General features: G+C 67.1%; 11 protein-coding genes. 2 read left to right on the forward strand and 9 right to left on the reverse strand.

Going from position 1 to position 9,692, the window contains the following annotated elements; translation table 11 throughout:
- Position 1: 1 nt before the first annotated feature.
- Positions 2-919 carry a LysR substrate-binding domain-containing protein gene (locus IFS44_RS03535; RefSeq protein ID WP_031395848.1) on the reverse strand — a complete coding sequence of 306 codons (918 nt, stop codon included), beginning with the start codon at positions 917-919 and terminating at the stop codon, positions 2-4.
- 151 nt (positions 920-1,070) lie between these two features.
- Between IFS44_RS03535 and epsC the strand changes: the two genes are divergently transcribed.
- The gene (gene epsC / locus IFS44_RS03540) at positions 1,071-1,802 is read left to right on the forward strand and encodes a serine O-acetyltransferase EpsC (protein ID WP_043158123.1); all 732 of its coding nucleotides are present in this window, start codon (positions 1,071-1,073) and stop codon (positions 1,800-1,802) included.
- A gap of 9 nt (positions 1,803-1,811) precedes the next feature.
- The gene (locus IFS44_RS03545) at positions 1,812-2,156 is read left to right on the forward strand and encodes a DUF2794 domain-containing protein (RefSeq protein ID WP_192097567.1); all 345 of its coding nucleotides are present in this window, start codon (positions 1,812-1,814) and stop codon (positions 2,154-2,156) included.
- 17 nt (positions 2,157-2,173) lie between these two features.
- On the opposite strand, the gene IFS44_RS03550 is transcribed toward IFS44_RS03545, so the two are convergent.
- The 8 genes from IFS44_RS03550 to IFS44_RS03585 all read right to left on the reverse strand — a co-directional run bounded on the left by IFS44_RS03550 (position 2,174) and on the right by IFS44_RS03585 (position 9,684).
- The gene (locus tag IFS44_RS03550; protein ID WP_192097568.1) at positions 2,174-3,088 is read right to left on the reverse strand and encodes an SDR family NAD(P)-dependent oxidoreductase; all 915 of its coding nucleotides are present in this window, start codon (positions 3,086-3,088) and stop codon (positions 2,174-2,176) included.
- Between the two features lie 102 nt (positions 3,089-3,190).
- Positions 3,191-3,559: a hypothetical protein gene (locus IFS44_RS03555; RefSeq protein WP_031395852.1), complete on the reverse strand. Its 369-nt coding sequence runs from the start codon at positions 3,557-3,559 to the stop codon at positions 3,191-3,193.
- A 156-nt stretch (positions 3,560-3,715) separates the two neighbouring features.
- On the reverse strand, positions 3,716-4,408 hold the full coding sequence (phoB, locus tag IFS44_RS03560; RefSeq protein WP_031395853.1) for a phosphate regulon transcriptional regulator PhoB: 693 nt from the start codon (positions 4,406-4,408) through the stop codon (positions 3,716-3,718).
- Positions 4,409-4,413: 5 nt separating this feature from the next.
- Complete coding sequence (gene phoU / locus IFS44_RS03565) at positions 4,414-5,097, reverse strand: phosphate signaling complex protein PhoU (RefSeq protein ID WP_031395854.1); 684 nt, start codon at positions 5,095-5,097, stop codon at positions 4,414-4,416.
- A 14-nt stretch (positions 5,098-5,111) separates the two neighbouring features.
- Positions 5,112-5,873 carry a phosphate ABC transporter ATP-binding protein PstB gene (gene pstB / locus IFS44_RS03570; protein ID WP_031395855.1) on the reverse strand — a complete coding sequence of 254 codons (762 nt, stop codon included), beginning with the start codon at positions 5,871-5,873 and terminating at the stop codon, positions 5,112-5,114.
- Positions 5,873-7,087 carry a phosphate ABC transporter permease PstA gene (gene pstA / locus IFS44_RS03575; protein WP_031395856.1) on the reverse strand — a complete coding sequence of 405 codons (1,215 nt, stop codon included), beginning with the start codon at positions 7,085-7,087 and terminating at the stop codon, positions 5,873-5,875. The genes pstB and pstA overlap by 1 nt, the downstream gene beginning before the upstream one ends.
- 88 nt (positions 7,088-7,175) lie before the next feature.
- On the reverse strand, positions 7,176-8,552 hold the full coding sequence (gene pstC, locus IFS44_RS03580) for a phosphate ABC transporter permease subunit PstC (RefSeq protein ID WP_159511302.1): 1,377 nt from the start codon (positions 8,550-8,552) through the stop codon (positions 7,176-7,178).
- Between the two features lie 49 nt (positions 8,553-8,601).
- The gene (locus IFS44_RS03585; RefSeq protein ID WP_192097569.1) at positions 8,602-9,684 is read right to left on the reverse strand and encodes a substrate-binding domain-containing protein; all 1,083 of its coding nucleotides are present in this window, start codon (positions 9,682-9,684) and stop codon (positions 8,602-8,604) included.
- Positions 9,685-9,692 lie beyond the last annotated feature (8 nt).

Here is a 9,692-nt window from a genome sequence, read left to right on the forward strand (position 1 = left end):
GTCAGCGGGCCTCGGCAAGCGCCTTGGCGAGCAACTGGAAATCCTTCTCGCGCGGCGAGGCCTTGCGCCACACCAGCGCGATCCGGCGAAACGCGTTCTCGGCATCGAGCGGCAGCGCGGTGATCCCGGTATTTTCGAGGATCCCGGCGTTAAGCGCCATCTCAGGCAGCATCGTGATGCCCAGGCCATTGTCGACCATCTGCACGATCGTGTGGAGTGACGTGCCCATCATCGTCGCCTCGGCGCGGATCTCTGGTCGGTTGCACGCGGCGAGCGCATGATCCTTCAGGCAATGCCCGTCCTCGAGCAGCAACAGCCGGGTCTCGTCGATCGCCGAGGCGGGAATGGCGGAGGCGGGGATCGAGGTCCGGTCTGCGGGCACGTCCTCGGTCGGGAAGGCGACGAACAGCCGGTCGTCGAACAGGGGCTCGAACGCGACTTCGCCGCAGGCATAGGGCAGCGCGAGCAGCACACAGTCGGTGCGGCCGTTGTGCAGCCCCTCGCACGCCGCGCCGCTCGGCTCCTCGCGCAGGAACAGCTTGAGGTCCGGATAGTCGCGTCGCAGCCGCGGTAGGATGCGCGGGAGCATGAACGGCGCGATCGTCGGGATCACGCTCATCCGCATGTCGCCCGACAGCGGCCGGCCGGCGGCGCGCGCCATGTCGCCAAGTTCCTCCGCCTCGCGCAGCACGCGGCGCGCCTTGTCCGCGATCCGATCCCCCAGCGGGGTGAAGCGGACGACGCGGCGCGTGCGCTCGACGAGTACCACGCCGATCAGCGTCTCGAGCTCGCGCAGGCCTGCCGACAGCGTCGACTGGGTCACGAAACAGGCCTCGGCAGCACGACCGAAATGGCCATGGTCCTTCAGCGCGACGAGATATTGCAGTTGCTTGAGCGTGGGGAGATAGGTTGCAGCCATTGATCGCCCATATCGATCGTACACCCCCTTTTGTCCATGCCGGGTCGATAATGAGGCCGTCAGCGCGGGGCGTCCGCCGCGGCGTTGCCCCCGCCCGCTGGAAATCGCCCCTGCGAACGCCTAAATGAGCGGACCGCCAAGGGGAATGCGCATGTTCAGCCGGTTAGGGGCTTATCTCGACTCGATCCGGGCGCGTGACCCGGCGCCGCATTCTCGCGCGGAGATCATGCTCTACCCCGGCGTCTGGGCGCTGGGGATGCACCGCATCGCACACCGGCTGTATAGTCGGCAGAATTTCTTCCTCGCGCGGTGCGTCAATCATTTGTCGCGCTTCCTGACCGCGATCGACATCCATCCCGGCGCGACGATCGGTCGCAACTTCTTCATCGACCACGGCTTCGTCGTGATCGGCGAAACGTCGCTGATCGGCGACGACGTGACGATCTATCAATGCGTGACGCTGGGCGGGACGAGCCCCGACAATGGCGTTGCGGGCAAGCGCCACCCGACCATTTCGGACGGCGCAATCATCGGATCGGGCGCGCAGGTTCTCGGACCGATCACGCTCGGCCGCCGCTCGCGAGTCGGCGCTAATGCGGTCGTGACGCGCGACGTGCCCGAGGGCACGACCGTCGTCGGCATCCCAGCGCGCGCGACGACGGTAGAGGGCGGCGCCGCACCCGAGGCCCCGCGCTTCGTGCCCTATGGCACGCCGTGCACCGAGGCCTTCGACCCGGCGACGCAGAAGATGGAGATCATGCGCTGTGAGCTGGAGATGATGCGCAAGCGTCTGGACTCGCTGCTCGCCGATCAGGACCTGTCGACCGATCGCGACGGGCTCCGTCGCGGCCCGGTCGAACAGGATCTGCGCGATCGGGCCTGATCCGTCCTGATGAACAACGTCACGCCCTTTCCGACCCGCAATACCGCCCCCACCCAGATCGGCTTCGATCGGCTCGAACTGATGCGGATCCTCGACCTCTACGGACGCATGGTCGCGGCGGGACATTGGCGGGACTATGCGATCGATCTCGGCCGCGAGGCGGCGGTGTTCGCCTGTTTCCGCCGCGCGGCCGAACGGCCCGAATTCCGGATCGAGAAACGCCCCGCGCTTCGCAACCGCCAGGGCATGTGGGCCCTGGTCAGCGAAGGCGGGGCGGTCATCAAGCGCGGCCATGACCTTGGCCCGATCCTGGCCCCGGTCGAGCGACGGCTGATGAAGCTCGTCGAAAGCTGAGCCCGCCGGCGCGGTGGTCAGCCGCGCTGGAGCTTCGCCAAGATCGTCATCGCCTGGTCGGCGCCCGATTGCGGAACGATCTCGCCGTTGCGGTCGGTAATCGCCGCCCAGTTGGCGGCCACCCCTTCGACCGACAAATCGTCGCCCGACAGCAATGCGCCCGGCGTCAGCGTGACATAGGCGGCCTGGAACACGCCAGCGCCGGCGCCGAGGATCATGTTGGTCGGGGCATCCTCCGACACCAGAAACACCGCGCCGGGCGCGACCTTGTCGGGGGAGAAGGCCTTGAACGCCTCTTCGGGAAAGATGTCCTGCGTCATCCGCGTGCCTGCGGTCGGCGCGATCGTGTTGACGCGGATGTTGTTCTTCGCCCCTTCGATCGCGAGCGTCTTGGTCAGGCCGGCAAGGCCGAGCTTGGCGGCGCCGTAATTGGCCTGGCCGAAATTGCCGTACAGCCCGGTCGACGACGCGGTCATCAGGATGCGGCCGTAATTCTGCGCGCGCATCCCATCCCAGACCGCCTTGGTCGCGTTGGCCGAGCCGTTCAGATGGACGTCGACGACGAAGTTGAAATCGGCGGGGTCCATCTTGGCGAAGCTCTTGTCGCGCAGCACGCCGGCATTGTTGATGAGGATATGGACGCCGCCCCATTTTTCGGACGCACGTGCCACCATCTCGACCATCTGGTCATAGTCGGTGACGCTGCCGCCATTGGCGATCGCCTCGCCGCCCACGCCCTCGATCTCCTCGACTACCTTCAGCGCGGCATCGGACTGCCCCGTCCCGTCGCGCGAGGCGCCCAGATCGTTGACGACGACCTTCGCACCGCGCCGGGCCAGCTCGAGCGCATATTCGCGGCCGAGCCCGCCGCCTGCGCCGGTGACGATCGCAACGCGGCCAGCAAAACCGAAGGATCCAAAGCTGTCGGACATGGAAAAAGGCGCCCCTCTCTTATCGTGGAGCGCCTTTCCTAGAACGTAAAGCAGTCGGCGCAAGCCGCGGCGTTAGCCACGGCCCGCACCGCTGCGGATCGCTTACTTACCGCCGCGGTTCTTGCAGCCGTCCTTGACGGTGCGCGAGCAGGTTGGATACTCGGCAGGCGCCGGGGTCGGCGGCGTCACCGTCGGCTGACCGAAGACGATGTTCGCACCACCGGGTGCAGCCATCGGAGCCTGGGGCGCTGCGGGCGGTGGCGGTGCCATTGCCGGATCGGCAGGGGCTGCAGGATCGGCTGCCATCGCCGGATCGGCGGGAGCGGCGGGATCTGCGGCTGGCGGTGCCATTGCCGGATCGGCGGGCGCGGTCTGGGCGGCCGGGTCTGCTGGCGGCATCGTCTGCGGCGCGGTCTGCGCGAGCACGGGCGAGGCGAGCAACGCTGCAGCGGCGAGAAGAATGGACTTCATGCGAATCTCCTGAATACTTGGAGCGCAAATTCGTTAGCGCCACGGTTGAACGCACTAAAACCAGCTTGGGTCCTTCGTTTCGCGTCCGATTCTAACCGGCTTGTCTTGGTCCTGCACTAATGACGCGGTCGGCGACCGCTTGCAGCACCCCGACTTTCACCCGCCAGTATCAAGCGAATAGCCAGCCGAGCGCACCGTGCGGATGATGTCGGGACGTTCGCCGGTGTTGATCGCTTTCCGCAGCCGCCGGATATGCACGTCGACGGTGCGCGATTCGATGTCCGAATCATGGCCCCACACCGCATCGAGCAGCCGTTCGCGCGAGAAGACCCAGCCGGGATGTTCGAGGAAATGCTTGAGCAGCCGGAACTCGGTTGGCCCGAGTGCGACGACCTCGCCCGAGCGGCGGACCTTGTGGCCGACGGTGTCCATCTCGATGTCGGCATAGCTCAGCGCTTCGCCGGCAAGCGCGGGGCGGACGCGGCGCAGCACCGCGCCGACGCGCGCGACCAGCTCGCGCGGCGAGAAGGGCTTGGTGACGTAATCATCAGCGCCGGTCTCGAGCCCGCGGACACGGTCTTCCTCTTCCCCACGCGCGGTCAGCATGATGATCGGCACGTTCTGCGTCTCGGGCGCGCGACGCAGGCGGCGACACACCTCGATCCCCGACAGGCCTTCGACCATCCAGTCGAGCAGGACGATATCGGGCACCTTCTCACGCGCGAGCAGCAGCGCCTCCTCGCCATCGGGGGTGTGCGCGATCTCGAAATCCTCGCGCTTGAAATGCCAGACCAGCAGTTCGGCGAGCGCCGCGTCGTCCTCGACCAGCAGCATCCTTGCACGGGCCATGTCGATTACTCCTGTATGCCGCCGCGGTCGCGGTCGGCCATCTGGGTGCCGGTCGCGGCAAAATAGACCATCTCGGCGACGTTGGTCGCGTGGTCGCCGATCCGTTCGAGATTCTTCGCGACGAACAGCAGGTGCGCGACCTGGCTGATCGTCTTTGGATTTTCGACCATGTAGGTCACCAGCGTGCGAAAGATGCTGTCGTAGAAATCGTCGAGCGCGGCGTCGCTTTCGACGACGAGCATCGCCGCCTCGAAATCACGCGCGGCAAAGGCGTCGAGCACGTCATGCACCATCTCGCTCGCCATCCGGCCCATCGCGGGCAGGATCGAGATCGGATCGATCCGGTGCTCGCTTTCGATCATCGGCACGCGCTTGGCGATGTTCTTGGCATAATCGCCGATCCGCTCGACGACGCCCGCGATCTTCAGCGCGGCGACGACCTCGCGCAGGTCGATCGCCATCGGTGCGCGCAGTGCGATGATCTGCACCGCCAGCCGCTCGACCTCCGCCTCGATCGCGTCGATCTGCTTGTCCGCCGCGCGCACCTCACGTGCGAGCGCGACGTCGTTACGCTGGAGCGCCTTCATCGCATTGGCGATCGCGTCCTCGGCGAGGCCGCCCATCTGCGAGATGAGGCCGCGCAGGCGGCCGATCTCGTCGTCGAAGACCTTTACGGTGTGCGTGTTCATCGATCCCGTCCCCATCAGCCGTAGCGGCCGGTGATGTAATCCTTGGTGCGTTCCTCGCGCGGATTGGTGAAGATGGCGGAGGTGTCGCCATATTCGACCAAGGTGCCGAGGTGGAAGAAGGCGGTGCGCTGGCTGACGCGCGCCGCCTGTTGCATGTTGTGCGTGACGATCACGATCGCATAGCGGCCGCGCAGCTCGTGGATCAGCTCCTCGATCTTGGCGGTGGCGATCGGGTCGAGCGCGCTGCACGGCTCGTCCATCAGGATCACCTCGGGATCGACCGCGATCGCGCGCGCGATGCATAGCCGCTGCTGCTGCCCGCCCGACAGCGCGGTGCCGCTGTCGGTCAGGCGATCCTTCACCTCGTCCCAGAGACCCGCACGCCGCAGCGACTTCTCGACGATCTGGTCGAGGTCGCTCTTGGCGCCCGCGAGCCCGTGGATGCGCGGGCCGTAGGCGACGTTCTCGTAGATCGACTTGGGGAAGGGGTTCGGCTTCTGGAACACCATGCCGACGCGTGCGCGCAGCTGGACCACGTCCATGTCAGGGGAATAGATGTCGTGGCCGTCGAGCTCGATCTTCCCCTCGACCCGCGCGCTGGCGACGGTGTCGTTCATGCGGTTGAGCGTGCGCAGGAAGGTCGACTTGCCACAGCCCGACGGGCCGATGAACGCGGTGACATTGTCCATGTCGACGTCGATCGACACATTGTCGATCGCGCGCTTCTGCCCGTAATAGACGCTGACGTCGCGTGCGGTCATCTTGTGGTTGGTCATCACCAGCGGGTCTCGAATTTGTTGCGGAGGTAGATCGCGACGCCGTTCATCGCGAGCAGGAAGACGAGCAGGACGATGATCGCGGCCGAGGTCTTCTCGATGAAGCCGCGGCTGACCTGGTCGGACCACAGGAAGATCTGCACCGGCAGCACGGTCGCAGGGTCGCGGAGTCCCGATGGCGGCGCGGCGATGAACGCGCGCATGCCGATCATCAGCAGCGGTGCTGTTTCACCGAGTGCACGCGCCATGCCGATGATCGTGCCGGTCAGGATGCCGGGCAGCGCGAGCGGCAGGACATGGTGGAACACGACCTGCACTGGCGACGCGCCGATGCCAAGCGCTGCGTCGCGGATCGAGGGCGGCACCGCCTTGATCGCATTGCGCCCGGCGATCACGATTACCGGCATTGTCATCAGCGCGAGCGTCAGCCCGCCGACCAGCGGCGCCGATCGCGGCATCCCGAAGGTACCCAGGAACACCGCGAGCCCGAGCAGCCCGAAGATGATCGAGGGCACCGCGGCAAGGTTGTTGATCGACACCTCGATCAGGTCGGTCCAGCGGTTCTTCGGGGCATATTCCTCGAGATACAGCGCGGACAGGACACCGATCGGGAAGGCGAGCAGCAGCGTGACGATCATGGTCAGCAGCGAACCCTTGAACGCCCCCCAGATGCCGACCCGCGTCGCATCGGTCGAATCGGCGGTGGTGAGGAACGTCATGCTCAGCCCGCGCGTCAGCACGCCACGCGCCTTGAGCCGGGCAACGACCGCCTCCGCCTCGGGCGGGCCGTCGCCCTTGGCGGCCATGTCGACCGGGCTGGCGACGGGCACTGCGATTACCGTCTTGCGTGACAGCAGACCGGGATCCGCCTTGAGCGCATCGCGTACCGTCACCCACGCGCCGTCCGACAACAGGCCTTCGCCATCCTTGCCGAACGCGCGCGTCGCCGCGCTGTCGACCGCACCCTCGAGACCGGCGCTGGCGAGCGCGAGATCGGCGCCGCGGCTTGTCAGCCGCGCGGGTTCGATCGGCAGTGCGGCGGCGGCAAAATCGATCGGCAGCGCGACGCGCGTCTCGACGAACCCGCTCGCGCCCTGCCACAGCATCGACGACAGCAGGAAGGCGAGGAACCCCGCGGAGAGCCAGACCGCGGCCAGCCCGGCGAGGCGGAACCGGCGCTCTGCGGCATAGCGGCGGCGGATGCGGCTCTGCATCGCCTTGGTGGTCCAGTCGGTCGGCACGCGCGCCGTGGCGGGCTTCGCCGAGGCCGTAGCGTCTGGCGTACCGATGAAGGGGGTGACGCTATTCATAGGCTTCGCGGTACCGTTTCACGACCGTCAGCGCGACGATGTTGAGGAGCAGGGTGACGACGAACAGCGTCAGCCCCAGCGCGAAGGCGGCGAGCGTCTTGGCGCTGTCGAACTCGGCCTCGCCGGTCAGCAGGTCGACGATCTGCTTGGTCACGGTCGTCGTGCTGGCGAACGGGTTGAGCGTCAGCGTCGCGACACCGCTCGCGGCCATCACCACGATCATCGTCTCGCCGATCGCGCGGCTGACCGCGAGCAGGACGCCGCCGACCACGCCGGGCAGCGCGGCGGGGAGCAGTACGCGGCGGATCGTCTCGGACGAGGTTGCACCCATCGCGAGGCTGCCGTCGCGCATCGACGAGGGGACCGCGGCGATCGAATCATCGGCCATCGACGAGACGAACGGGATGATCATGATCCCCATCACGAGCCCGGCCGCCAGCGCGCTCTCCGACGAGGCCCAGCTGATCCCGATCCACACCGCGAAATCGCGCACCGCAGGCGCCACCGTCAGCGCGGCGAAATAGCCATAGACGACGGTCGGCACGCCCGCGAGCACCTCGAGGATCGGCTTCATCCACTTGCGCGTGGTCGGGGCGGCATATTGCGTGAGGTAGATCGCGCTCATCAGCCCGAACGGGATCGCGACGATCATCGCGATCACCGCGCCAATGAAGAACGTCCCCCAGAACAACGGCACCGCGCCGAGCGACGCGCCCGGATCACGCGCGTCGACGACCTGCGGGCTCCAGTGCGTGCCGAACAGGAAGTCGGTGATCGGCACGATCGAGAAGAAGCGCGCGGATTCGTAGAGCAGCGAGGCGACGATGCCGACCGTGGTCAGGATCGCGATCAGCGACGCGCCGAGCAGCAGGATCATCACGATCCGCTCGACCCGCGTCCGCGCGCCGAAGCCCGGCCGCACGCGCAGGAACGCGAACGCGCCGCCGGCAAAGGTGAGCAACAGCGCGAGCGCGGTCGCGATCCAGTCGTAGCGCGACTGCGCGGCGGCATAGACTGGCGACAGGACGCGCGCGAGTTCGTGGAACGCGCCGAAGCTTCGTCCCTCCGCCAGGCTGCGCGCCTCGGACAGGATCGAGGCCCGGTCGAAGCCGGGCGGGGGCAGCTGCACCGCGGCGGGGCTGGCCAGCACGGTGTCGGTCACGAGTGCGGGTGCGACCATCGACCAGCCGACCAGGAAGAGCAGCGGCGGGATCGCGGTCCACAGCGCGACATACCAGCCGTGATGCGCGGGCAGCGAACTGAACCGCGCGGTGCTGCCTTTACGGAACCGTGCGGCGCGCATCCGCGCGCTCAGCCACGCGATCAGGCCGAGCCCGAGAACGAGGAAGAAGAGGGCGAGTGCCGACATCAGGCCGCCTCCGCCGGTTTCGGGGTGGCGGTCGTGTTCCAGTAGTGCATCACGACAGCACCGCCGGGTCGAGGATCGTCTCGTTGGCGATGATCGCCGCCGACCGGGCCTGGACCGCGGGTGGCGCGGCGATCAGGCCGCGCTTCACCAGCGGCCCGGTCGCGCTCCAGTTGGCGGCATAGAGTTTCAGGAACGTCCGCAGCCCCGGAATCGCGCTGAGATGCGCCTTCTTCACATAGATGTAGAGCGGGCGTGACCCCGGATACCGCGTGTCCGCGATCGTCGCATAGGTCGGCTCGACACCGGAGATCGCGACGCCGTTCACGTCGTTCTTGTTCTCTTCAAGATAGCTGTAGCCGAACACGCCGATCGCATTGGGGTTGGACTGGAGTTTCTGGACGATCAGGTTGTCGTTCTCGCCCGCATCGACATACATCCCGTCCTCGCGGACGCGCGTGCACAGCGCCTTGTGCGCATCGGGATCGGACTTGGCGAGCGGCTTGGCGCTGGGGTCGCTGGCCTCGCAGCCCTTGGTCAGGATCAGCTCGGCGAGCGCGTCGCGCGTGCCGCTGGTCGCGGGCGGGCCATAGACCTGGATCGGCACCGGCGGCAGCGCGGGGTTCACGTCGCGCCACACGCGCGCGGTGTTGGGCCGGCCACCGGGACTGGCGGCGAGCGCCTTATACAGGTCGGTCGGGGTAAGCTGCATCTTCGGGCCGTTCTTGGCCTCGGCAAAGGCGATGCCGTCGATCCCGACCTGGATTTCCAGGATCTGGCCGGCGCCGTTGGCGGCGCAGTCCTTATACTCGCTCGCCTTCATCCGCCGCGACGCATCCTCGATATCGGGATGGCCGGCGCCGATGCCTGCGCAGAACAGCTTCATCCCCGCGCCGGTGCCGGTCGATTCGATCACCGGTGCCTTGGCATCAGGATCGTTGGCGACGAGTTGTTCGGCGATCATCGTCGTAAAGGGGTAGACCGTCGACGATCCGACCGCGGTGATCTGATCACGCGAACCCGCGCCGCCGCCATTCGCCTGATCGACGCATCCGCCGATCAGCGTCGCGCCCGCCAGTGCCGTGACCGCCAGTCCTGAAATCGCCCCGAAACGCTGCACGTCAATTCCCGTCATGCCTGCCC

The organism is Sphingomonas sp. CFBP 13706 (assembly GCF_014842355.1).
GTDB lineage: Bacteria > Pseudomonadota > Alphaproteobacteria > Sphingomonadales > Sphingomonadaceae > Sphingomonas > Sphingomonas aerolata.

Excerpts from the sequence above, each read along its gene's own strand:
- IFS44_RS03555 (WP_031395852.1), bottom strand. The coding sequence starts at position 3,559 with ATGAAGTCCATTCTTCTCGCCGCTGCAGCGTTGCTCGCCTCGCCCGTG.
- IFS44_RS03545 (WP_192097567.1), top strand. The coding sequence starts at position 1,812 with ATGAACAACGTCACGCCCTTTCCGACCCGCAATACCGCCCCCACCCAG.
- phoU (WP_031395854.1), bottom strand. The coding sequence starts at position 5,097 with ATGAACACGCACACCGTAAAGGTCTTCGACGACGAGATCGGCCGCCTG.
- phoB (WP_031395853.1), bottom strand. The coding sequence starts at position 4,408 with ATGGCCCGTGCAAGGATGCTGCTGGTCGAGGACGACGCGGCGCTCGCC.
- IFS44_RS03535 (WP_031395848.1), bottom strand. The coding sequence starts at position 919 with ATGGCTGCAACCTATCTCCCCACGCTCAAGCAACTGCAATATCTCGTC.
- epsC (WP_043158123.1), top strand. The coding sequence starts at position 1,071 with ATGTTCAGCCGGTTAGGGGCTTATCTCGACTCGATCCGGGCGCGTGAC.
- IFS44_RS03585 (WP_192097569.1), bottom strand. The coding sequence starts at position 9,684 with ATGACGGGAATTGACGTGCAGCGTTTCGGGGCGATTTCAGGACTGGCG.
- IFS44_RS03550 (WP_192097568.1), bottom strand. The coding sequence starts at position 3,088 with ATGTCCGACAGCTTTGGATCCTTCGGTTTTGCTGGCCGCGTTGCGATC.
- pstA (WP_031395856.1), bottom strand. The coding sequence starts at position 7,087 with ATGCAGAGCCGCATCCGCCGCCGCTATGCCGCAGAGCGCCGGTTCCGC.
- pstB (WP_031395855.1), bottom strand. The coding sequence starts at position 5,873 with ATGACCAACCACAAGATGACCGCACGCGACGTCAGCGTCTATTACGGG.
- pstC (WP_159511302.1), bottom strand. The coding sequence starts at position 8,552 with ATGTCGGCACTCGCCCTCTTCTTCCTCGTTCTCGGGCTCGGCCTGATC.